Consider the following 21514-nt stretch of genomic DNA (forward strand, 5'->3'; position numbering starts at 1 on the left):
CTGCGTCTTGCTCGACAATCCAAAAATAATTGAGGGGCTAGGACTTTTGTCCCAGCCTCACTTTTCTCACAGCGGAAAGTTCCAGTAGATGAATGTCTTAAATAATTAGAATTCATTTTTTTTACCAATGAATCTACTAGCTAATTTTATGTAAATTGTTTATCAATATCTTAAAAAGAGAACCTCTCGGTTCTCTTTTCATTATTTCTTGAAATCATAGTCTTTTAAGATTTCAATTTTTTCAATTTTGATATCTGTTTTTGGTTTGTCCTTATCATCAGTTTCGGCAGAGGCGATTTTATCGACCACATCCATGCCATCGATCACTTGGCCAAAGACAGTGTAGTTACCACCATCGAGGGTTGGATTTCCACCATTTTTATAAGCATCGATGATCTTAGCTGGGAAGCGGTCAGTTGGGAGTTTACTTGAAATATCATCCTTATTTTGGTTGATATAGAATTGACTACCATTGGTATTTGGACCAGAATTGGCCATGGCAAGGGCTCCACGAAGGTTGTAAAGGTATGGAGAATACTCATTTTCAAAACCAGTACCTGAATCTTTGGATTTGTCTTTGCCCTTCCAGATGGATTCGCCACCAGTACCATCTCCCTTAGGATCCCCAGTTTGGATCATAAAGTTGTTAATAACACGGTGGAAAAGCAAGCCATTGTAGTAGCCTTCTTTTGCGTGGGTCAAGAAGTTTTCAACTGCAAGGGGCGCATATTTAGGGAAGAGCTTCACAGTGATGTCGCCTTCAGTTGTTGTGATTTTAACTTCTGCTTCGTCTTCAGCCACTTCATTTGAGAGCTGTGGAAAAACTGCATTTTCATTGGTCATGGCATCGTTAAAATCTTTGCGCAGTTGTTCTAGTTTCTTTTGTTCTTCTTCAATTTTCTTTTGATCTTTTTCACTAGAGCTAGAAGTTGCTGTCTGCTCTGTCTTTTCTTTGCTTGAACTTGAAGAGTTAGCATCAGTCTTATTAGACGAACAAGCTGTCAAAGCCAAGCCGGAAAATAATAGTAGTGCGATTAATTTTTTCATATTCTTCCTTTCCAACATAGTTGTCTTTCTCTATTGTACCTTAATTTTGCGATACTTTCAAATCTGGACGGGATTCTCTATTTTCTGAAGTTGTTTCAAGATTGATAACATTTGATAAATCACTAATTAAGAAGGAAGTTGCATATAGATAGATAATTCGGTATGATGGAAGATAAGTTGATTTGGTGGAAAATGAACGAATTCCCTCAAAAACCGTATCATGAATAGGAGGCTACAAATTGGATTATAAAACTCTACGCAAAAACTATAGACTCTATATTAGATCTGCAGGCTTGTTAGCAATGCTTCTGATCTTTTGCATTGGATTAGTGGTCAGGGATAATCTTCTTCAGACTGCTGGCGTTTTATTGGTTATTGCATGCTTGATTTTATTCATCCAATTGCTCAAGAAAAGCTACACCAACAAGTGCAACACCTTGCTCCATGTAGACTTAGATTTAGCTTTTTGGCAGCAATACCTTCAGTTGAACAAGAATGTGAAAAAAGCTATTTCACAGATAGATATTAAGCTGACATCGGTTGCCTATTCTTTTATGATGGGAGATTTCGATACTGTCATAAAAGAAGCTAGGGAAGCACTTAGTCAGACGGATTATCCGCAGAAATATAAAAACTTTTTTGAAAGTTATCTCATGCGATCAACTGTCCTGACAGATCCTGATTTGTCTAGAGGAGAACTGGAGGGTCGGTTGAATGAATTGACTATCACAGACCCGACACTGGCTGAGAAAACAAGAAAGGTCTGTCTTGCCCTTTATGATTTAACCATTGCGCATCAAAGCAATGACTATTTCGAAGATTTAAGCAATGATTTCAAGTACCAGCAGTTGGAAATTATCTACTACCAAGCCTTGAATGCCACTCTTAAAGGTGATCAGCACAGAGCCAATGATCTCTTTCACAAGTTAGTTTCAGAAGATGAATCACTTTATATTGTTCGAAAGGCTAAACAATACTTGAAGGATGAAGGCAATCATCTGTAAATTCTCCAATCGAAATAGAGATTAAATGAAAGAACCTGAAAAACATAAGGAGTTGTTGGAAGATAAAAATGAAGAAATCAATCTTTAATGCCAATTTTTATGAGAGCCGTCGTTTGCGTCATGATGGCTTTATCGATTATATGGTCAAGGACACAAATAGTCGAAAAATCTACACAAAGCCATTTAGTATTGCGAGAAAACTATTCTCATTTATGGGGATTTTGTTCCTGTTTGGACTATCAGCAATAACCGATTCAAATATTGCCCATCCACAGAATGGCATGACTGTGAAAACTTGGGGCATCAATTTTTTGCCATTCTGGTTATTTTTCTTGTGCGGTTTTTTGTGGTATGCCATAAGTAAAGTCAATTGTAGAAAACAATACATTGCAAAAGTTCCATATGTTAGCATTCTAAATGGAAACTTGTATATAATATGGATGATATTGTTTGTTAATTTATTCTTTATTAGTGGTTTTGGGAGAACTTTAACCATTCCTGGTTTACTTGTAATTTATTCTCTAATTGGAATCATTGATGGGATGATTATTCGAAAAAGAATATCTTCAATTCGAACTCGATTATATGAAAAACAAACTGATAATGGTTCTCAATCTAAACAAATTCAATTAGTTACAGGATTTGCTGGAGGAATTGTTGCAATTTGGATGGTTTTAAAATTCTTTTTTCCACAAATCGGAGAAGTTAGAACCGATATTATAGGTGTAGTATCAGTGATTGGTATGATATTTCTAATGAATGTGATATTTTTGGGTATGTATTTTATATTACTTTTGCCCCATTCACTATATGGTTACTATCGAAATAAATATTCAGAAGAATATCGAGAGTTCGAAGGAAAATCACTGGAAGAGTGGTATGGTAAGAAGTACCTGAAAAAACACAAGGAGTTGTTGGAAGATAAGAATGAAGAAATCGATCTTTAAAGCCAGTTTTGAAGAAAGTCTCAATCTCGAAGACGATGGGTTTGTAAAGTTACAGCAAGAGCAACATGATAAGACAGCGAAATTTTTTAAGAATGGGCATGCTTCTCTTTGGTTTCGAATTCGAAGTTTTATTTTATCCCTTATTTTTCCTGTCGGTTTTAACTTCTTTCTGTTGATTGTATCAATGGAATTTCATGAAAGCAAGACGTTAACTCTTCCAATAGCTAAGCATGAATCCTTAACAGTAAATGTATTTTTAATCTTGGTTCTCATTTGGCTTTCTTTCGTTGTGATTGGAAAGTGGGTGAAACGAGCTTACCTGTTACCATATCGCTATCAGTTTCACGTTTTTACATTTTTGGTTTGGTTCATATTGGAAATAGATCTAGTTGTTTTTGACATTTTATTGGCCAATCTATCCACTGCAGAAATCATTGCCATTTATGGAATCATGATGATAGCAACTTACATGCTGTTTACAATTGCGTTAGCAGGATTAAGAAAACTTATGTATGCAGAGGCTTCGGAAGATACTTTCCTTAATAAGATCGCAAAAATGATTTCTCTTTATGGGATGGCTATTTTAGGAATAGGGATCATTATCAAGCATATTTTGGGAATCTTTTCATTAGATGTTTCAACTTCCATCAAGGCATTTGGCTTTTTATTGCTGTGGATCTTTTGTAATATAGTAGTGCTTGCTGTCAGTGCTTTTATAGGCTTACCATACTTCCTTCAAGCATATTACAAATGGAAATTTCCTGAAGAATACCGTGAATGGGAAGGCAAGTCTGTAGAAGAATGGTATGGGAAACAATACCTGAAAAAACACAAGGAGTTATTGGAGAATGAATAAGAATTTTAACCAGATGTCATTTGATGAATTGAAATGCTACCGTAGGGAAGGTCTATGGAGATCTTTGGGCTTATTACTGGTCATTACTTTAGTGATTACGGGAATGGTCTTGATGGAAGTGAACCATGTTTCTCCGTCCAATCAGAATCGTTTTCGGGTGATTGGGTTGACAACGGTCATTACGCTCTTTGGCTACCTGAAGCCTCTGATGGCGGTAAATCGTGTCATGCGAGACCATCCGGATTGGATTAAGAAATCAGGTTTCGGAGCAAAAATTCCCTTGCCTATGGCTTGGCATGTCAAAAGACTTTGCGTCCTTGGAGCGAGTCTACTGGTGATTGGAGTAGGATTTACCTCACTATATAAACCACAAGTCCAACAAACAAATGTACAAGATCAAATCGATATCATTCAAATGGATCATGACTTGGAAAGAGAGCAAAAATTCAACCAAGTTCTAGATACCATCACACCGGAGGATAAAAAATCTGAGTAAGAACCATTTTGGAATTTGAACATCATTGAATATCGTTCTAAACAGCTCTAAAGAACAGTACCCAATCGGTGCTGTTTTTTTACTTTATTTTGAAAAATTGAGGAAATGATTTTACTAGAGAACTGGCTTGGAAATGTGATATAATAAAGGTTATGGCAAACAATAATCAATCAAAAAAAACACGGTCGACGAGACGACTGTCCAAAGCAGAATTAGAAAGAAAAAAAGCGATTCATCGCATGATTGCGACCATTCTGATTAGTCTGGTTTTAGTTTTTGCGACCTTGAAATTGGGAGCAGTAGGTGTCTTGGCCTACAACTTGATCCGACTGTTTGTTGGGAGTTTGGCTTACTTGGCTATTTTAGCGACCTTTTTCTACCTCTATGCCTTTAAATGGCTGGACAAACACGAAGGGGTGATTTCAGGATTCCTAAGCTTCTTTGCTGGGCTTCTCTTGATGTTTCAGGCCTTCTTTGTATCCTCCCTTCATTTAGACAATAATGGGATCAAGGTCACCTTTTCAAGAATCATGGCAGACTTGATTCATCTGCGAGTGGAGAGCTTTGCCGGTGGTGGTATGATAGGTGCCCTTCTTTATGCTCCTATTTCCTTCCTCTTTTCAAATATTGGCTCTTATTTTATCGGCCTTCTCTTTATTGGATTGGGGATTCTCTTGATGAGTCCTTACTCCATCTATGATTTGTTTGAAAAGGGCTCGGAAGCCTTCCATTCTTCTATGGAAAAACGTAAAGAGCGTCGCGAGCAGAAATTCCTTGAAAAGGAAGCGAGAGCTGCTGAGGAAGCCGCGGCAGCTGAAAGAGAGCAAGAAGAAGCAAGTGCAGTTCTTCCAACTCCCCTTTCAATGGAAGGGCATCCTGTAGACCCTGAAACGGGAGAGGTGTTGGCGGAGGAGCCGTTCACAGAGTCCTTCCCAGAAGCCGAAATTGTCGCACCAACCACACCAGAGATCTACCTGCCAGATGAAGAATGGCCTGAAGAGCCTGAAGCATACGAAGAGTTTCCGGAAGCCGAAGAATTCGAGGACGATGGGGAAGAAGTTCAAGTAGATTTCACACCTAAGGAACTCCTTCAGTACAAGCTTCCAACGATTGATCTCTTCGCACCTGACAAGCCGAAAAATCAATCCAAAGAGAAAAACATCGTTCGTCAGAATATCCGCATTTTGGAAGAGACCTTTGCAAGCTTCAATATCAAGGCGACAGTGGAGCGGGCGGAAATCGGTCCTTCTGTTACCAAGTATGAGGTTAAGCCAGCTGTCGGTGTGCGGGTCAACCGCATCTCTAACCTAGCAGATGATTTGGCCTTGGCCCTAGCTGCCAAGGATGTGCGGATTGAAGCACCGATTCCAGGGAAGTCTCTGGTCGGGATTGAAGTGCCCAACTCAGAGATAGCGACCGTTTCCTTCCGTGAATTGTGGGAGCAGTCCAAAACAGATCCGGCTAAACTCCTTGAGATTCCTCTTGGGAAGGCTGTAGATGGCTCGGCTCGGACCTTTGATTTGGCCCGGATGCCCCACCTTTTGGTCGCGGGGTCTACCGGATCTGGTAAGTCAGTAGCGGTCAATGGGATTATTTCGAGTATCTTGATGAAGGCTCGTCCGGACGAAGTCAAGTTTATGATGGTCGATCCAAAGATGGTGGAGCTTTCTGTCTACAATGATATTCCTCACCTTTTGATTCCAGTGGTGACCAATCCACGCAAGGCTAGTCGGGCCCTGCAGAAGGTCGTTGATGAGATGGAAAATCGTTATGAACTCTTCTCGAAAGTGGGCGCTCGGAATATTGCTGGCTTTAATGCCAAGGTTGCGGAGTACAATGCCCAGTCTGAGATGAAGCAAGTGCCCCTTCCATTGATCGTGGTCATTGTCGATGAGTTGGCAGACTTGATGATGGTCGCAAGTAAAGAAGTGGAAGATGCCATTATTCGTCTTGGACAAAAGGCGCGTGCAGCAGGGATCCACATGATCCTTGCGACCCAACGGCCATCGGTTGACGTTATCTCAGGTTTGATCAAGGCCAATGTGCCTTCCCGTGTCGCTTTTGCGGTATCATCTGGGACCGACTCACGGACCATCTTGGATGAAAATGGAGCAGAGAAATTGCTCGGTCGCGGAGACATGCTCTTTAAACCGATTGATGAAAATCATCCGATTCGTCTACAGGGATCCTTTATCTCAGATGACGATGTCGAGCGGATTGTCAACTTTGTCAAAGAGCAGGCAGAAGCTGATTATGATGATGCCTTTGATCCAGGAGAAGTATCGGAGTCAGACTTTGATGGAGGTATGGGTGGCTCAGACGAGGGTGATCCTCTCTTTGAAGAGGCCAAAGCACTCGTCATCGAGACCCAAAAAGCCAGTGCTTCGATGATCCAGCGCCGCTTATCGGTTGGTTTTAACCGGGCGACTCGCCTCATGGAAGAGTTGGAAGCAGCGGGTGTGATTGGACCAGCTGAAGGGACCAAGCCTCGAAAAGTATTGCAACAATCATAAGGATAGGGAAAAAGGGCATATGCCCCACTCCCTTTTCTTTTTATAGAAAATAGAAAGTAGGACCAGATGAAGTTAGACACGATTCATCATATTGCCATCATTGGACGGGATCGCGACGCTATGTTGCATTTTTATGTGGACCAGTTGGGCTTTGCGATTGTCAGTGAGTATGACCGTCCCGAACGCGGAGATATCTTGATCAATCTCCGTCAGGGGCAGCTGACTTTAGAACTCTTTATCAAACCGACAGCCCCAGAACGGCCTAAGCTCCCCTTGCCCGAGCATGCGGGACTGCGTCATCTGGCCTTTCAAGTGGATGATGTAGAGGCCTATCTAGCTAGATTGGATCAGCTAGGTATTGAGAATACAGGCCTTCGCTATGATGATTTTGATGGCAAGAAGATGGCATTTTTCTTTGATCCAGAAGGATTGCCCTTGGAAATACATGAGTGAGGAAAGCAATGGTTAGATTAGAAGGACTCAGTCAGGAAGAAGTAGCCAAAAAGATCCAAGAGGGCAAGCAAAATAGGGTCACGATTAAGACAGAAAAAAGTATTGGGCAGATCATTCGAGACAATGTCTTTACTTACTTTAATCTGATTTTCCTGGTCTTAGCGGTCTTGCTGGTAGCAGTGAAGTCTTGGAACAATCTCTTGTTTGTCCCGGTCGTCGTGGTCAACTCCTTGGTAGGAATTGTGCAGGAAGTCCGCTCTCGACGGATCTTGCGTCAGATGCAATTTCTGCATATGAGTGAGGCGATCGTTCTTCGCGAAGGAAAAGAAGTCGCTCTACCGATCGATCAGCTGGTAGAGGGCGATCTGGTTCGTTTTCAAGCTGGAGATCAGATCTATGCGGATGGGGTCTTGCTGGAGGGCGAGCTAAAAGTCGATGAGTCGCAATTGACAGGTGAAGCCGATGAGGTCAAAAAAGGAGCGCAAGATGCGCTCATGTCAGGTAGCTTTGTGATTGCTGGTCAAGGACTGGCACGATTGGATAAAGTTGGGAACGACTCCTACATCAACCAATTGAGCCTGGAAGCCAAGCAGGTCAAGTCTCATGAGGAGTCCGATATGGTCCATGCGGTCAATCGCATTGTGGGGATCATTGGTCTCCTTATCATTCCGCTAGGTTCGCTCCTTTTTCTTCGCAGCTATATCAGCCTAGGCGATAGTCTCAAGCTCAGTGTGACTTCAACAGTCGGGGCCTTGATCGGGATGATTCCAGAAGGCTTGTATCTCTTGATGACCTTGGCACTGGCTCTGGGTGCTGTCAGATTAGCCAAGGAAAAGGTCCTGCTCAATAGCATGAAGGGGATTGAGACCTTATCGCGCGTGGATATCCTTTGTGTCGATAAGACAGGGACCATTACAGAGCCGGGTATGGAAGTAACAGAGATTCGTCCAGTTAAAGACGCTCAAGACTTGGAAGCTCTAGCTCAGTATGTAGAAGCTAGTATGGATCAAAACGATACCATGGATGCCATCCGTAAATTCCACAAGACACAAGTCAGCCAGCCTTGGGAGGCTCTCGACATTCAGCCCTTTACGTCTAAGAAAAAGTATGGGGCCATTGCCTTTGAATCTGGGATCTATGTATTGGGGGCTCCAGAATTTGTCTTACGAGAGGGCTTCTCTGAGCTTGAACAAGAGATAGCTCCTGCTACTCAGGCAGGGAATCGGGTCTTGGCCTTTGGGAAATATAAGGGAGAACACCTGGGAGAGACTTTAGAGGCTCCTGTAGACTTGGTAGCCTGGATTATTCTCTCCAATCCTTTGAGAAAAAATGCCAAAGAAACCTTCGCCTACTTCAAACAACAAGGAGTGACCATTAAGGTCATTTCAGGGGACAACCCAGCTACAGTTTCTGCCATCGCGCAAAAAGCAGGCATTAAAGGAGCAGAAGATCTAATCGATGCCAGAACCTTGCTGACGGAAGAAGACTTGCACCAAGCGGCGAGCCAGTATACAGTCTTTGGTCGAGTGACACCAGAGCAAAAGAAAAGCCTTGTAGAAGGCTTGCAGGCAAAGGGGCATAAAGTCGCCATGACTGGAGATGGCGTCAACGATATTCTGGCCCTCAAAACAGCGGATTGTAGTATTGCGATGGAATCTGGAAATGATGCGACCAAAAAGATGGCGCAAGTGGTTTTACTGGATTCCGACTTTGGAAAGATGCCGTCCATCGTGGCAGAAGGTCGGCGGGTGGTCAATAATATTCAACGATCAGCCAGTCTCTTTTTGATCAAGAATATCTTTTCCATTTTGTTGGCCATCTCAGTGACGCTTTTAGCCTTTACCTATCCCATTATGCCGTCACAGATGTCTTTGATCAGTGGTTTTACGATTGGGATTCCAGGATTCTTTCTAGCGCTTGAGCCCAATAGCGAGCGCATCAAAGGGCGCTTTATCGAAACGGTCTTTAAAAATGCGCTACCTGCTGCCTTGACGGATTTTATACTGATCTTTAGTTTGGTATTGCTCTCTTCAACATTTGGCATGAGGTCGGAAGAACTCTCAAGTGCAGCCATCTGCTTGATGGCCTTCGTTGGCTTTACCATTATCTATCAAGAATCCCAGCCTCTCAATCACTACAAGAGACTGGTTCTTCTAGGAAATATCCTAGCCTTCCTGGTTTCAAGTAGTATCTTAGGGAGATTCTTTAACATGAGCCCCTTGAGGCTTCAAACGCTGCTTATCTGCGCTATCATGGCAGTTCTTGCTCTCTTCTTGATTCAAGTATTCAAGAAACTAGTGGGCTGGTTCTTTCATCGAAAGAAATAAAAAAGAGAGTGGGACAGAAATCGGTAATTCGTTAGAATTCGATTTCGTCGTCCCACCTCCGCACAGTTGAGTAGGGCTGTAAAAGCTGATGAAATCAGCGTAGTAGAGCCCACTCAACCACTGCGTCTTGCTCGACAATCCAAAGAAAATTGAGAGGCTAGGATTTTTGTCCCAGCCTCTTTGCCATTAGATAAACAAACTAGCGGTTAAGATCAGATAGAGCAAGAAGGTAACTAGAAATCCAGCGCGCCAGAAGTATTTGATAAATTTCGGATAATAAAAACACTTTTTCTTTTTTAAGAAATAAATCGTTAGCCCCAAGGCCAAAAGCGAAAGGCTCAAGGCTAGCAGTGGTAAGAGGCTGTGGTAAAAGGCACTGTCTGAGATCAGGTAGTATTCCAAGGCAAATAAAGGAAAGGCAATATCGGTAGATCGCCATCCTCTTTTTTGGAGTTTAAAGAGGTGAACAATGATGCCACTCAGAATCAGCGTTAAAAAAATAAATAATACAGAAGCAACTTTGATTAACATAGCTTCATTCTATCATAAAACGAAAAAAAAGTTTACTATATTTTAATTTTTTCTTGCAAAAAAAGAGAAATCGTGTATAATAGAAAGGTATGCACAAAGCATACTTGTGGGAGGTAAAAATCTGTAATTACCGCCAAAACCACAAAGGAGGATTTAAGAAATGGCTAAAAAAGTCGAAAAACTTGTAAAATTGCAAATCCCTGCTGGTAAAGCTACTCCAGCTCCACCGGTTGGTCCAGCGCTTGGTCAAGCAGGTATCAACATCATGGGATTCACTAAAGAGTTTAACGCTCGTACAGCTGATCAAGCTGGTATGATCATCCCAGTTGTTATCACTGTTTATGAAGACAAATCATTCGATTTCGTTACAAAAACACCACCAGCTGCTGTTCTTTTGAAAAAAGCTGCAGGTGTTGAAAAAGGTTCAGGTACACCAAACAAAACGAAAGTTGCAACTGTAACTCGTGCACAAGTACAACAAATCGCTGAAACTAAGATGCCAGATTTGAACGCTGCAAACATTGAGTCTGCAATGCGTATGATCGAAGGTACTGCTCGTTCTATGGGATTCACTGTTACTGACTAATTGTAACAATCCTATTTGCCCGCAATACACTTGATCAAATGACGAGTGACGTGGGAGATGAAAATCGATATGACCACATTACAAGGAGAAAGATAAAATGGCTAAAAAAAGCAAACAACTTCGTGCTGCTCTTGAAAAAATCGACAGCACAAAAGTCTACAGCGTAGAAGAAGCTGTAGCTCTTGCAAAAGAAACTAACTTTGCAAAATTTGACGCAACTGTAGAAGTTGCATACAACTTGAACATCGACGTGAAAAAAGCTGACCAACAAATCCGTGGTGCAATGGTATTGCCAAACGGAACTGGTAAAACAGCTCGCGTACTTGTATTTGCACGTGGTGCAAAAGCTGAAGAAGCAAAAGCTGCTGGTGCAGACTTCGTAGGTGAAGATGACCTTGTTGCGAAAATCAACGATGGTTGGTTGGACTTCGACGTTGTTATCGCTACACCTGATATGATGGCTCTTGTTGGACGTCTTGGACGTGTCCTTGGACCACGTAACTTGATGCCAAACCCTAAAACTGGTACAGTAACAATGGATGTTGCGAAAGCAGTTGAAGAGTCTAAAGGTGGTAAAATCACTTACCGTGCTGATAAAGCAGGTATCGTTCAAGCGATCATCGGTAAAGTTTCATTCGATGATACTAAATTGGTTGAAAACTTTAAAGCTTTCAACGACACAATCCAAAAAGCAAAACCAGCTACAGCTAAAGGTACTTACGTAACTAGCTTGACTTTGACTACAACTCAAGGTCCTGGTATCAAAGTGGATGTTAACTCACTTTAATTGAAATGAAAAGCTGCCTTCGGGTAGCTTTTTTTGTACGCCATTTTTATTTGCTACAGTTGGTAAAACTAATCGGATGGAAAAAAGAAAATTTTGATGGATATGACTATATAAAAAACGTAATTTATGGTAAAATAATACAGATCAAAAAAGGAGAGAGAAAATGGTAGAACCTAAGTATAAACGTATCTTAATCAAGCTATCTGGTGAGGCTCTTGCTGGCGAACGTGGTGTCGGAATCGATATCAAAACTGTCCAAAATATGGCTCAAGAAATCAAGGAAGTTCACGAACTTGGAATTGAAATTGCCTTGGTGATTGGAGGGGGAAACCTTTGGCGCGGAGAACCTGCTGCAGAAGCAGGGATGGATCGTGTCCAAGCAGACTACACAGGGATGCTTGGGACTGTCATGAACGCCCTTGTGATGGCTGATTCGCTTCAACAAGTTGGCGTGGATACCCGTGTTCAAACTGCGATTGCTATGCAACAAGTTGCAGAACCATATATCCGTGGTCGTGCCCTTCGTCACCTTGAAAAAGATCGGATCGTGATCTTTGGTGCAGGGATCGGTTCTCCTTACTTCTCAACAGATACGACCGCAGCCCTTCGTGCAGCTGAGATTGAAGCAGATGCCATTCTCATGGCCAAAAATGGGGTCGATGGTGTTTATAATGCCGATCCGAAAAAAGATGCTTCAGCTGTGAAATTTGAGGAATTGACTCACCGCGATGTGATCAACAAAGGTCTTCGCATCATGGACTCAACAGCCTCTACTCTCTCCATGGACAACGACATTGACTTGGTTGTCTTTAATATGAATGAACCAGGCAATATCAAACGCGTTGTCTTTGGTGAAAATATCGGTACAACCGTATCGAATAACGTAGAAAAATAATAGAAAATAGAGGAAGATTATGGCAAACCCAATCGTAGAAAAAGCAAAAGAAAGAATGACCCAGTCTCACCAAAGTTTGGGACGTGAATTTGGTAGCATCCGTGCTGGACGTGCAAACGCAAGTCTTTTGGATCGTATTTTCGTAGAATACTACGGAGTAGAGACTCCTTTGAACCAATTGGCATCTATCACGATTCCAGAAGCACGTGTCTTGTTGATCACACCATTTGATAAATCATCTTTGAAAGACATCGAGCACAGCATCAATGCTTCTGACCTTGGTATCACTCCAGCCAACGATGGATCTGTTATCCGCTTGGTTATCCCAGCTTTGACAGAAGAAACTCGTCGCGACTTGGCAAAAGAAGTGAAAAAAGTGGGTGAAAATGCTAAAGTAGCGATCCGTAACATCCGTCGTGATGCTATGGATGAAGCGAAGAAACAAGAAAAAGCAAAAGAAATCACAGAAGATGAATTGAAAGGTCTTGAAAAAGAGATTCAAAAAGTTACGGATGACGCTGTTAAGCATGTGGATGAAATGACAGCGCACAAAGAAAAAGAATTGATGGAAGTTTAATCCATCCCAACCATTACAGGAAAGAAAGACTCAGTTGGCACTGCTGGCTGGGTTTTATTTCCATTATTCTTGTGAAGAGGCAAGAGGAAAGAAGGAAACATGAATACGAATCTAGCAAGCTACATCATGGGAATGGTCATCGATGAAAATGATCACTTCTATTTTGTTCAAAAAGATGGCCAGACCTACGCGCTTGATAAAGCAGAAGGCCCCCATCAAGTCGGAGAAAGTGTCAAGGGCTTTGCCTATACGGATATGAAGCAAAAGCTCCGACTCACGACACTTGAAGTCACAGCAACTCAAGAAAGCTTTGGCTGGGGAACGGTCACGGAAGTGCGCAAGGATTTGGGAGTCTTCGTGGATACAGGGCTTCCAGATAAGCAGATTGTTGTCTCACTAGATATCCTACCGGAGATCAAAGATCTATGGCCTAAAAAGGGCGATCGTCTCTATATTCGATTAGAAGTTGATAAGAAAGATCGGATTTGGGGGATCTTAGCCTACCAGGAAGATTTCCAGCGTTTGGCTCGTCCAGCCTACAACAATATGCAAAACCAAAACTGGCCAGCCATTGTCTACCGCTTGAAATTGTCTGGAACCTTTGTTTACCTTCCAGAGAATAATATGCTGGGCTTTATCCACCCAAGTGAGCGATATGCAGAACCACGTTTGGGAGAGGTCTTAAATGCCCGCGTCATTGGATTTCGTGAAGTGGATCGGACCTTGAACCTATCTTTGAAGCCACGTTCCTTTGAAATGTTGGAAAACGATGCCCAAATGATTTTGACCTATTTGGAAGCCAATGGAGGCTTTATGACCTTGAATGATAAGTCGTCTCCAGAAGAAATCAAAGCAACTTTTGGGATTTCAAAAGGTCAGTTCAAAAAGGCTTTGGGTGGTTTGATGAAGGCCAAAAAAATCAAGCAAGACCAGTTTGGAACAGAGTTAATCTAAGAGGAGGCTTATGCGAAAATCATTTTATACTTGGCTGATGACGGAGCGCAATCCTAAAAGCAATGCTCCTAAGGCCATTCTAGCAGATCTTGCATTTCACGAGTCTGCTTCTCCCAAGCATACAGATGACTTCGATGAGGTCAGTCGCTATCTAGAAGAGCATGCCAGCTTTTCCTTTAATCTTGGCGATTTTGATGCGATTTGGGAAGAATACCAAGCCCACTAGAGAAGGATAGGTCGAGGATGGTTTTTTCTCGGCCTCTTTGTTATAATAATAGAAAAACACAGGTAGAGAGGTTCTTTATTTGCAAGAACATTCAGTTGAAATTACATTAACGCATCCAGACGATCTCTTTCATTTGTTTGGATCTAACGAACGCCATCTCCGTTTGATGGAGCAAGAATTTGGGGTGACTATTCATGCCCGGACAGAAATCGTCCAAATCATTGGGGAAGAAGAAACCTGCGAGCAGGTTCGTCAAGTCATCCAGGCTCTTTTGGTCCTCGTCAACCGTGGCATGACCATTGGGACGCCGGATGTGGTGACCGCCATTACCATGGTGAGAAATGGTGAATTGGATAAGTTCATCGCTCTCTATGAAGAAGAGATTATCAAGGACAGTTACGGCAAGCCCATTCGGGTTAAAACGCTTGGACAAAAGATCTATGTGGATAGTGTCAAGAACCATGATGTCACTTTTGGGATTGGACCAGCGGGAACTGGGAAAACCTTCCTAGCAGTGACTTTGGCCGTGACCGCCCTCAAGCGTGGTCAGGTCAAGCGGATCATTTTGACGCGTCCTGCTGTAGAAGCTGGAGAGAGCCTTGGTTTCCTACCAGGGGATCTTAAAGAAAAAGTAGACCCTTATCTACGACCGGTCTATGATGCTCTTTACCAGATTTTAGGGAAAGACCAAACAACTCGGATGATGGAGCGGGAGATTATCGAGATTGCGCCTTTGGCTTATATGCGGGGACGGACCTTGGACGATGCCTTTGTCATCCTCGATGAAGCGCAAAATACCACCATCATGCAGATGAAGATGTTTTTGACCCGTCTTGGTTTTAACTCTAAGATGATTGTCAATGGAGATACTAGCCAGATTGACCTTCCGCGAAATGTTAAATCCGGCTTGATTGATGCTCAGGAGAAATTGAAGAACATTTCTCAAATTGACTTTGTGCATTTCTCTGCCAAGGATGTCGTTCGTCATCCAGTAGTAGCAGAGATTATCCGGGCCTACGAGCCAATCCCAAATCCAGTGCTCAAAGAAAAACCGGATGTGGAAGAAGAAGCAGAATAAAAAGGCAAAGATCTTCGGATCTTTGCCTTAAATTGACGATAAAATCATCTCCTGGCCTTTCCTTAGGTGAGAACGGAGGTTAGGTGAAATTATCCAGTGGATGATTTCAGCAATCCAAGAAGTTCCATGACTAATAATTGAGCCTAAGGTCTCAATTATTCCGAGTGCTCGAAACTAAATTGTTTCAAGCACTTTTCTCACGGCGGAAAGTCTCTAAAGATGATTTAAAAAACTCAAAATAACTTGTTTTTTCGATGGTAATTCTTTAAATATATGATAGTTTAAACCAATTCATCAATTGGTGTGAAGTCACGCTCTAAACCAGTAGCAACGGGTTGGCTAGTGATGTGACCTTGGTAAGTGGTGACCCCTTGGCGCAGGCCTTCGTCGAGGGAAATTGCCTTGTGGAAGCCATTGTCAGCTAGGGATTCGACATAAGGAAGTGTAACATTGGTAAGGGCGATAGTAGAGGTACGAGCGACAGCCCCTGGGATATTGGCAACGGCATAGTGGAGTACGCCATGTTTTTCGTAAACTGGCTCCGTATGCGTTGTGACACGGTCTGCTGTTTCGATAACACCACCTTGATCAACGGCCACATCGACGATAACTGAACCGGGACGCATTTGTTTAACCATATCGTCTGTCACTAATTTAGGAGCTTTAGCACCAGGAATCAAGACAGCACCGATGACAACATCGGCATCACGGACGCTGGCTTCAATGTTAAATGGATTGGACATAAGGGTTTGGATTTGGTGACCAAAGACATCTTCCAGAACTGCCAAACGCTTAGCACTGATATCTAAGATGGTCACTTGGGCACCAAGTCCAAGGGCGATACGAGCCGCGTGGGTTCCAACGACCCCGCCACCGATGATGGTGACTTTTCCTTTGGGAACACCTGGCACCCCACCTAGGAGGACTCCTGATCCACCTTCTTGTTTGGTCAGGAAGTGAGCACCGATTTGCACGGCCATCCGTCCAGCAACCTCACTCATTGGCACCAAGAGAGGCAATTGTCCATCAAGGTCACGCACCGTTTCGTAGGCCACCCCAGTTGTTTTAGCTGCGACCATAGCATCTGCTAATTCAGGTGCGGCAGCCATATGCAAGTAGGTGAAGAGCAAGAGGTCTTCGCGAAGGAAGCCATATTCTTCAGCGAGGGGTTCTTTGACTTTGACCACCATCTCAGCTGCCCAAGCTTCTGCAGCAGTTGCAACGATGGTTGCCCCTTGCTTCGTGTAATCTTCATCCGCAAAGCCAGAACCAAGTCCAGCATTTGTTTCTACCAAAACGTGATGACCTTTCTTCACCAAGCTTTGTACACCTGCAGGTGTCAAACCGACCCGATTTTCGTTGTTTTTAATTTCTTTAGGAATTCCAATGAGCATTTTTGCCTCCTTGCTCAGATTTAGGTGTAAAAAGGCCATTGGTGTGAGATTGCTCTCTTGACTCAATGACCTTTTCACTCCTTATCTGATTGTTTTGATTGATTTTATTGTATAGAAAAGTGGGTTAAAAAGCAAGAAAAATTTGAGCTTGCCTTCCTTTAGGTTATTTGCTAAACTAATCCCTAAAGAAGGAGTGTCAAATGGAAAATTTATATGTGAAGTTAGCGGCTTATCGTGAAGTGGAGACAGAGCGTTTGCACTTGCGTCCGGTCACTCTTGAAGACGCACCGGCTATGTTTGAGTATGCTTCTGATGAGACAGTTACGCGCTATACCTTTGCAACCAATCAAAGTCTAGAAGAGACGCGTAATAATATTGCCCTCTTTTACCTAGCGAGCCCACTTGGAAGATGGGGGATCGAGCTCAAAGAAAATGGAAAATTTATCGGGACGATTGATTTACTGGATTTGGATCTTTGTCTGAAGAAGGGGAGTATCGGCTATGTTCTGAATAAAGACTATTGGAACCAAGGTCTTGCGACAGAGGCTACTAAGGCAGTCATTGCCTTGGCTTTTGAACAGTTAGGGATGAACAAGCTCATTGCTGTTCATGATCAGGACAACCCAGCTTCTGGACGGGTGATGGCCAAATCAGGGATGCGGTTTTCTCACGAAGAACCCTATGCGATGCTAGACCTGCATGAAGAAGGACGAATGGTGACGAGAGTTCATTATGTCCTCACGAAGGAAGAATATTTGGCAGAAAAATGAGTCAGGATATTGACAAAAGACCTATCTCCATGATATAGTAGATAGGTACTGCTGGTTTAGCTCAGTCGGTAGAGCGCATCCATGGTAAGGATGAGGTCGCCGGTTCAATCCCGGCAACTAGCATAGCAGAAGAGAGAAGCTTAGAGAGGATCTAGGCTTCTTTTTTTGCGAGTCCATCTTCAAAAGTCCGCTTTTTTCAACAATTTTCAAAAAAACGTTGACAAGCAAGGAAATACGTGGTAAAGTTAGAACAACAAAGAGAAAGGAGAAAACCATCATGAACAAAGTAGATGTTTTGATGACACAATTGAATACACACCTTCTCCAATCTCAGTTGAGTTCGATGTAAACTATAAATGGAACCCAAGATGGAGGAGTTTGTCTTGGGTTTTTTGTATGCATTTTTACCTGCCTTAACTGAATTGGTGATAGGCATCAGAAGGCCCAAGTGTGGACTGAGACTGCTCTCAGCTCCTTGCTTGGGTTTTTCTGTGCCATTTTGAAAAGGAGAATATATGATCAGAGCTATTTGGGAGTATATCAGGGAGCGCAAGTGGCGATATGTGAAGATCGCTATGGTCCTGATTCTTTATGATTACACCTTATTGATCCCGACGCAAGTCATCCAGCGTTTAGTGGATCATTTGAGTCAGCAGACGCTGACACAGTCCAATTTTGTATGGGATATGGTCCTCTTGGTAGGATCAGCCATCCTCAATTACCTGACGGCTTTTTATTGGCAGTTGCGACTTTTTCAGTCGTCAGTCCATTTCAAGGCGACCCTTCAGGGACAAGCGTTTCGTAAGTTAGTAGCTATGCGGCGTCCCTTTTTTGAGAAATTCCGTTCAGGAGATCTCTTGACGCGCTTTACGACAGATGTGGATGGGATGGCCGATATGGCTGGTTACGGGATGATGGTGCTCCTGTTTGGCGGTGGCTTGTTTGCCTTTATTATTCCGACCATGTTTTTCATTTCTTGGCAATTAACCTTGATTTCCTTTATTCCCATGATCTTCCTCGTCGTCTCTACCTATTTTTTGAGTAGAAAGCAGGAGGAGTATGTTGAGCAAAACCGGGAAGCGGTCGCTCAGTTGAATGATGAAGTCTTGGAGTCCATCGAAGGAATTCGGGTCATGCGGGCCTATAGTAGACGGGACCAGCAGGTCAAACAGTTTCAGAAAAAAACGGCCAGTCTATCCAAAACGGGGGATAAAATTGCCTCTATCCAGTATTCTTTTGGACCTTTAGCCCTGTTGTTTATTGGATTCTCGACGGTCTTGCTCCTACTATTTGGAGGCCAGTCCCTGGCAAGCGGGCAGTTGAGCCTTGGTAAGTTATTGGCTTTACAGCTGTATTTGGTCTTTTTAATTGAGCCTATGTGGATGATGGCGGACCTGATCTTGGTCTACCAGACAGGTCAAATGTCCTATAAAAAATTAAAAGAAGTGATTGATGAGACAGATGATCTGGAGCCAGATGGTCCTCACTACTTAGAGCAGATTGATTTGGTGCAGTTTAAGGACTATTCTTTCAGCTATCCTGGTGCTGAGCGAAAGAGCCTGTCAGGCATTGATTGGACCATTCAGAAAGGACAGACGGTTGGAATTGTTGGTCGTACCGGTGCAGGAAAGACTACCCTGGTTCGACAATTCTTGCGGCAGTACCCAGTTGGTGAGGGAGAATTCTTGGTCAACCAGCAACCGATCGTGGATTACAACCGACACTCCATCGAAGAAAAAATTGGCTATGTTTCCCAAGAACATATTTTATTCTCCAAGTCTATCCGTGAGAATATAGCGCTTGGTAAAAAAGGAGCCAGCCAAGAAGACTTGGTGGAAGCAGTAGCCCAAGCTGCTTTTGCGGATGATCTCGAACGGATGTCTCAGGGAATGGACACCCTGATCGGTGAGAAAGGGGTCTCTGTATCAGGTGGTCAAAAACAACGGATCTCCCTGGCGCGTGCATTCTTAAGAGATGCTGAGCTCTTGCTGTTAGATGATTCCCTTTCGGCAGTAGATGCTAAGACTGAACAGGCCATTATTGACACGATTCAAAAGGAACGAAAAGACAAGACGACCATCATTGTTTCTCATCGCTTGTCTGCTGTTCATCAGGCGGATTGGATCATCGTCTTGGATCAAGGTCGTATTGTAGAAGAAGGTAGGGCTAGTGATTTATTAGCTCAAGAGGGCTGGTATTATGAACAATACCAACGGCAACAAAAACAGGAAGGAGAATAAGATGAAAGTATTGAAACGATTATTATCGAGGATCACGCTTTATCCAACTGTCTTTCTTGCTGGCTTTATTTGCCTCTTACTAGCCACCATTTTTTCTGAATTGTCACCCTTTCTTCTCCAAAAGATGATCGATGGGCCTTTGACCGCACTGACCCACGGTGGCGGACAAGGGGACTTGCTTCAGATGGGAAGATTCTATCTCTTGGTCTTGAGCCTGGGGCAGCTGATTAGCTACATGGGCAATCGGATCTTACTGCATGGAAGTAATCAAGTAACCGCTAGTCTGAGAGACCAAGCCTTTCAAGTCATGCAAGGACTGCCTATTTCTTATTTTGATGATAAGCCGGCTGGGAAGATCGCGACAAGAATTGTCAATGATACAGAGACCTTGCGGACCCAGTTTTATAACTCTTGTATGATTTTAGTCATCTATTTGGTACGCTTTCTCTTTATTCTAGGGATTCTCTTTTACCTGAGTCCTATGATGGGACTTCTCTTGTGTTTGGTCTTTCCGATTTTCTACGGGATCCAGTATCTCTACAAGGTCATGACGGATCAGCCTATGAAGGATTTCTTTGATGCGCGAAGCGAGGTCAATACCCAGGTCAATGAACTCTTGCATGGTGCCAGTATGATTCAACTATATCATCAAGAGCCTGGTGTGGTGGAGGAGTTTGAAGCTACTACTCAGAAAATGTTAGGAGCCAATGATCGAATCCTCTTAGCCGATTCCATTGCTTCTTGGACCTTGACGGAATTGCTCAAGTTTTTAGTGATTGCGGGCATTTTGACCATTGCTGGGATTTCTTTCCTAGAGGGCAATATTGGTGTGACGGCTGGTTTCTTATTTATCAATATTAACTATGTGATTAATCTATTTGATCTCATGGCCAATCTCAGTCGTCAATTCCCAAATATTCGGCGATCCTTAGAAACGGGGAGCCGCGTCCTTGCTTTCTTGGACCAACCCTTAGAAGATGATGGTGCATCGGAACTGAAGATAGAAAAGGCTCAAGTCGTGTTTGACGACGTTCAATTTGCCTATGAAGAAGGTAAGCCAGTTCTGCGTGATATTGCCTTTCAGGCTAGTCCAGGGCAAACCATCGCTCTTGTGGGTCATACTGGATCGGGTAAGTCTTCGATTATGAACCTGCTCTATCGTTTTTATGATCCTCAAGTAGGAGTGATTTTGATCGATGGTCAAGATATTCGCCAAGTCTCTCGCGAGAGCCTACGAAGCCACATGGGGATTGTTCTGCAGGATCCTTATCTATTTACAGGGACCATTGCTAGTAATGTGGCCATGAGTCAGGATCACATTGATCGGGATGCGGTCCAAGATGCCTTGAAAAAAGTCGGGGCTTGGCCCTTTGTAGAGCGCCTTGAAAAGGGAATCGACCATCCAGTCGTAGAAAAAGGATCCGCCTTTTCAAGTGGCGAACGCCAATTGATTTCCTTTGCGCGAACGCTCTATATGAATCCGCAAATTCTGATTTTGGATGAGGCAACTTCTCACATTGATACGGAAACAGAAGAAATCATCCAGAAGGCTATGGCAGTCCTGCAAAAGGGCCGGACCACCTTTATCATTGCCCATCGCTTGTCCACTATTCAAGATGCGGATCAGATCTTAGTCTTATCCGAAGGACGCATTGTGGAGCGTGGTAGACACGAGGAACTGGTTGCACAAGGCGGGATCTATGCCCAGATGAATGCCATTCAGCAAACAGTGGTGTAAGATTGTCCTGTAAAGAAAAAGTTTGAAAACCAGCCTGTATCTAGTATATAGGCTGGTTTTATGCTATAATGAAGTGATAATAGTGAGGTGATCCA

20 protein-coding genes and 1 tRNA gene are annotated in these 21514 nt (G+C 43.1%); 18 read left to right on the top strand and 3 right to left on the bottom strand.

Annotated features, from left to right (window positions below):
• Nucleotides 1-201: 201 nt before the first annotated feature.
• Nucleotides 202-1047, bottom strand: a complete 846-nt coding sequence (locus HMPREF2704_RS05985; RefSeq protein WP_070845965.1) for a peptidylprolyl isomerase — start codon at nt 1045-1047, stop codon at nt 202-204.
• Between the two features lie 239 nt (nt 1048-1286).
• On the opposite strand from HMPREF2704_RS05985, the gene HMPREF2704_RS05990 reads away from it, so the two are divergent.
• From HMPREF2704_RS05990 to HMPREF2704_RS06020, 7 genes are all read left to right on the top strand, one after another.
• Nucleotides 1287-2051 (top strand): hypothetical protein, encoded by a 765-nt coding sequence (locus HMPREF2704_RS05990; protein ID WP_049522642.1) that lies wholly within the window; start codon nt 1287-1289, stop codon nt 2049-2051.
• 68 nt (nt 2052-2119) lie between these two features.
• Nucleotides 2120-2998 (top strand): hypothetical protein, encoded by an 879-nt coding sequence (locus HMPREF2704_RS05995; protein WP_049522641.1) that lies wholly within the window; start codon nt 2120-2122, stop codon nt 2996-2998.
• Entirely contained in the window at nt 2979-3854 is an 876-nt protein-coding gene (locus HMPREF2704_RS06000) for a hypothetical protein (protein WP_049522640.1), read from the top strand. Before HMPREF2704_RS05995 ends, HMPREF2704_RS06000 begins: the two co-directional genes overlap by 20 nt.
• A complete protein-coding gene (locus HMPREF2704_RS06005) occupies nt 3847-4350 on the top strand; it encodes a hypothetical protein (protein ID WP_070845967.1) in 504 nt (167 codons plus the stop codon). Before HMPREF2704_RS06000 ends, HMPREF2704_RS06005 begins: the two co-directional genes overlap by 8 nt.
• A 152-nt stretch (nt 4351-4502) precedes the next feature.
• On the top strand, nt 4503-6863 hold the full coding sequence (locus HMPREF2704_RS06010; RefSeq protein ID WP_070845969.1) for a DNA translocase FtsK: 2361 nt from the start codon (nt 4503-4505) through the stop codon (nt 6861-6863).
• A gap of 66 nt (nt 6864-6929) precedes the next feature.
• Entirely contained in the window at nt 6930-7316 is a 387-nt protein-coding gene (locus HMPREF2704_RS06015; RefSeq protein ID WP_049522638.1) for an SMU1112c/YaeR family gloxylase I-like metalloprotein, read from the top strand.
• Nucleotides 7317-7324: 8 nt separating this feature from the next.
• Nucleotides 7325-9643, top strand: a complete 2319-nt coding sequence (locus tag HMPREF2704_RS06020) for an HAD-IC family P-type ATPase (protein ID WP_049522637.1) — start codon at nt 7325-7327, stop codon at nt 9641-9643.
• A 186-nt stretch (nt 9644-9829) separates the two neighbouring features.
• On the opposite strand, the gene HMPREF2704_RS06025 is transcribed toward HMPREF2704_RS06020, so the two are convergent.
• Nucleotides 9830-10174, bottom strand: coding sequence for a DUF3397 family protein (locus HMPREF2704_RS06025; protein ID WP_024056054.1), 345 nt, complete (start codon nt 10172-10174; stop codon nt 9830-9832).
• A gap of 160 nt (nt 10175-10334) precedes the next feature.
• On the opposite strand from HMPREF2704_RS06025, the gene rplK reads away from it, so the two are divergent.
• From rplK to HMPREF2704_RS06060, 7 genes are all read left to right on the top strand, one after another.
• The gene (gene rplK / locus HMPREF2704_RS06030; protein ID WP_003005369.1) at nt 10335-10760 is read left to right on the top strand and encodes a 50S ribosomal protein L11; all 426 of its coding nucleotides are present in this window, start codon (nt 10335-10337) and stop codon (nt 10758-10760) included.
• Between the two features lie 97 nt (nt 10761-10857).
• Nucleotides 10858-11547, top strand: coding sequence for a 50S ribosomal protein L1 (gene rplA / locus HMPREF2704_RS06035; RefSeq protein WP_003005355.1), 690 nt, complete (start codon nt 10858-10860; stop codon nt 11545-11547).
• Nucleotides 11548-11710: 163 nt separating this feature from the next.
• Complete coding sequence (gene pyrH / locus HMPREF2704_RS06040) at nt 11711-12442, top strand: UMP kinase (RefSeq protein WP_003005706.1); 732 nt, start codon at nt 11711-11713, stop codon at nt 12440-12442.
• Between the two features lie 19 nt (nt 12443-12461).
• Entirely contained in the window at nt 12462-13019 is a 558-nt protein-coding gene (frr, locus tag HMPREF2704_RS06045; protein WP_003005165.1) for a ribosome recycling factor, read from the top strand.
• Nucleotides 13020-13118: 99 nt separating this feature from the next.
• Nucleotides 13119-13973 (top strand): RNA-binding virulence regulatory protein CvfB, encoded by an 855-nt coding sequence (cvfB, locus tag HMPREF2704_RS06050; RefSeq protein ID WP_003005366.1) that lies wholly within the window; start codon nt 13119-13121, stop codon nt 13971-13973.
• Nucleotides 13974-13983: 10 nt separating this feature from the next.
• Nucleotides 13984-14199, top strand: a complete 216-nt coding sequence (locus HMPREF2704_RS06055; protein WP_070845971.1) for a YozE family protein — start codon at nt 13984-13986, stop codon at nt 14197-14199.
• 79 nt (nt 14200-14278) lie between these two features.
• Nucleotides 14279-15277: a PhoH family protein gene (locus tag HMPREF2704_RS06060; protein WP_049496004.1), complete on the top strand. Its 999-nt coding sequence runs from the start codon at nt 14279-14281 to the stop codon at nt 15275-15277.
• Between the two features lie 281 nt (nt 15278-15558).
• On the opposite strand, the gene ald is transcribed toward HMPREF2704_RS06060, so the two are convergent.
• Nucleotides 15559-16671: an alanine dehydrogenase gene (ald, locus tag HMPREF2704_RS06065; RefSeq protein ID WP_041826407.1), complete on the bottom strand. Its 1113-nt coding sequence runs from the start codon at nt 16669-16671 to the stop codon at nt 15559-15561.
• Nucleotides 16672-16871: 200 nt separating this feature from the next.
• Here ald and HMPREF2704_RS06070 point away from each other — a divergent pair, with 200 nt between their 5' ends.
• The 4 genes from HMPREF2704_RS06070 (at nt 16872) to tetB(46) (ending at nt 21419) form a co-directional block, all read left to right on the top strand.
• Nucleotides 16872-17441, top strand: a complete 570-nt coding sequence (locus HMPREF2704_RS06070) for a GNAT family N-acetyltransferase (RefSeq protein ID WP_070845973.1) — start codon at nt 16872-16874, stop codon at nt 17439-17441.
• A 50-nt stretch (nt 17442-17491) separates the two neighbouring features.
• Nucleotides 17492-17564 (top strand) — tRNA-Thr (locus HMPREF2704_RS06075).
• 392 nt (nt 17565-17956) lie between these two features.
• Nucleotides 17957-19681 (top strand): tetracycline efflux ABC transporter Tet(46) subunit A, encoded by a 1725-nt coding sequence (tetA(46), locus tag HMPREF2704_RS06080; protein WP_070845975.1) that lies wholly within the window; start codon nt 17957-17959, stop codon nt 19679-19681.
• A 1-nt stretch (nt 19682) separates the two neighbouring features.
• Complete coding sequence (gene tetB(46), locus HMPREF2704_RS06085; protein ID WP_070845977.1) at nt 19683-21419, top strand: tetracycline efflux ABC transporter Tet(46) subunit B; 1737 nt, start codon at nt 19683-19685, stop codon at nt 21417-21419.
• Nucleotides 21420-21514 lie beyond the last annotated feature (95 nt).

The sequence above is a fragment of the Streptococcus sp. HMSC076C09 genome, from assembly GCF_001837905.1.
GTDB lineage: Bacteria > Bacillota > Bacilli > Lactobacillales > Streptococcaceae > Streptococcus > Streptococcus parasanguinis_I.

Excerpts from the sequence above, each read along its gene's own strand:
- HMPREF2704_RS05985 (WP_070845965.1), bottom strand. The coding sequence starts at position 1,047 with ATGAAAAAATTAATCGCACTACTATTATTTTCCGGCTTGGCTTTGACA.
- HMPREF2704_RS05995 (WP_049522641.1), top strand. The coding sequence starts at position 2,120 with ATGAAGAAATCAATCTTTAATGCCAATTTTTATGAGAGCCGTCGTTTG.
- HMPREF2704_RS06000 (WP_049522640.1), top strand. The coding sequence starts at position 2,979 with ATGAAGAAATCGATCTTTAAAGCCAGTTTTGAAGAAAGTCTCAATCTC.
- HMPREF2704_RS06005 (WP_070845967.1), top strand. The coding sequence starts at position 3,847 with ATGAATAAGAATTTTAACCAGATGTCATTTGATGAATTGAAATGCTAC.
- HMPREF2704_RS06010 (WP_070845969.1), top strand. The coding sequence starts at position 4,503 with ATGGCAAACAATAATCAATCAAAAAAAACACGGTCGACGAGACGACTG.
- HMPREF2704_RS06015 (WP_049522638.1), top strand. The coding sequence starts at position 6,930 with ATGAAGTTAGACACGATTCATCATATTGCCATCATTGGACGGGATCGC.
- HMPREF2704_RS06020 (WP_049522637.1), top strand. The coding sequence starts at position 7,325 with ATGGTTAGATTAGAAGGACTCAGTCAGGAAGAAGTAGCCAAAAAGATC.
- HMPREF2704_RS06025 (WP_024056054.1), bottom strand. The coding sequence starts at position 10,174 with ATGTTAATCAAAGTTGCTTCTGTATTATTTATTTTTTTAACGCTGATT.
- rplK (WP_003005369.1), top strand. The coding sequence starts at position 10,335 with ATGGCTAAAAAAGTCGAAAAACTTGTAAAATTGCAAATCCCTGCTGGT.
- rplA (WP_003005355.1), top strand. The coding sequence starts at position 10,858 with ATGGCTAAAAAAAGCAAACAACTTCGTGCTGCTCTTGAAAAAATCGAC.
- pyrH (WP_003005706.1), top strand. The coding sequence starts at position 11,711 with ATGGTAGAACCTAAGTATAAACGTATCTTAATCAAGCTATCTGGTGAG.
- frr (WP_003005165.1), top strand. The coding sequence starts at position 12,462 with ATGGCAAACCCAATCGTAGAAAAAGCAAAAGAAAGAATGACCCAGTCT.
- cvfB (WP_003005366.1), top strand. The coding sequence starts at position 13,119 with ATGAATACGAATCTAGCAAGCTACATCATGGGAATGGTCATCGATGAA.
- HMPREF2704_RS06055 (WP_070845971.1), top strand. The coding sequence starts at position 13,984 with ATGCGAAAATCATTTTATACTTGGCTGATGACGGAGCGCAATCCTAAA.
- ald (WP_041826407.1), bottom strand. The coding sequence starts at position 16,671 with ATGCTCATTGGAATTCCTAAAGAAATTAAAAACAACGAAAATCGGGTC.
- HMPREF2704_RS06070 (WP_070845973.1), top strand. The coding sequence starts at position 16,872 with ATGGAAAATTTATATGTGAAGTTAGCGGCTTATCGTGAAGTGGAGACA.